Below are 932 nucleotides of genomic sequence, written 5' to 3'. Positions count from 1 at the left end.
GGGGAAGTTGTGAGCGTTACGCTCGTGCATTACTTCCATACCCAGGTTAGCGCGGTTGATTACGTCTGCCCAAGTAGCGATGACGCGACCTTGAGAATCAATTACTGATTGGTTGAAGTTGAAACCGTTCAAGTTGAACGCCATTGTGCTGATACCCAACGCGGTAAACCAGATACCGACTACGGGCCATGCAGCCAAGAAGAAGTGCAGTGAACGGCTGTTGTTGAAAGAAGCGTATTGGAAGATCAAACGACCGAAGTAGCCGTGGGCTGCAACGATGTTGTAGGTTTCTTCCTCTTGACCAAACTTGTAACCGTAGTTTTGTGATTCGGTTTCGGTTGTTTCACGAACCAAAGAGGAGGTTACCAAACTTCCGTGCATTGCAGAGAACAAGGAACCACCGAATACACCTGCTACACCCAACATGTGGAAGGGGTGTAAGAGGATGTTGTGCTCAGCTTGGAACACAATCATGAAGTTGAAGGTTCCAGAGATACCCAAAGGCATACCATCGGAGAATGAACCTTGACCGATGGGGTAGATCAAGAATACTGCGGCAGCAGAAGCCAAAGGTGCAGAGTAAGCTACGCAGATCCAAGGACGCATACCCAAGCGGTAAGACAATTCCCACTGACGACCGAGATAGCAAGCGCAACCGATCAAGAAGTGGAAAATTACCAATTGGTAAGGGCCGCCGTTGTACAACCACTCATCTAAGGAAGCTGCTTCCCAGATTGGGTAGAAGTGCAAACCAATAGCGTTGGAAGAAGGAACAACTGCACCAGAGATGATGTTGTTTCCGTAGATCAAAGAACCTGCAACTGGTTCGCGGATACCATCAATGTCCACAGGAGGAGCAGCGATGAAAGCGATTACGAAGCAAGCGGTAGCGGCTAGCAAGGTGGGGATCATCAATACGCCGAACCAACCGA

At 49.1% G+C, this 932-nt stretch carries 1 protein-coding gene; it reads right to left on the bottom strand.

The annotated features are described in order from the left end of the window. A partial coding sequence (gene psbA, locus BV372_RS31950; RefSeq protein WP_086691117.1) for a photosystem II q(b) protein occupies positions 1-932 on the bottom strand: 932 nt, incomplete at both ends.

It is taken from the genome of Nostoc sp. T09, assembly GCF_002154695.1.
Lineage (GTDB): Bacteria > Cyanobacteriota > Cyanobacteriia > Cyanobacteriales > Nostocaceae > Aulosira.
Note: the sequence above shows the minus strand (reverse complement) of the source record. Positions and strands in the feature narration are given on the sequence as shown.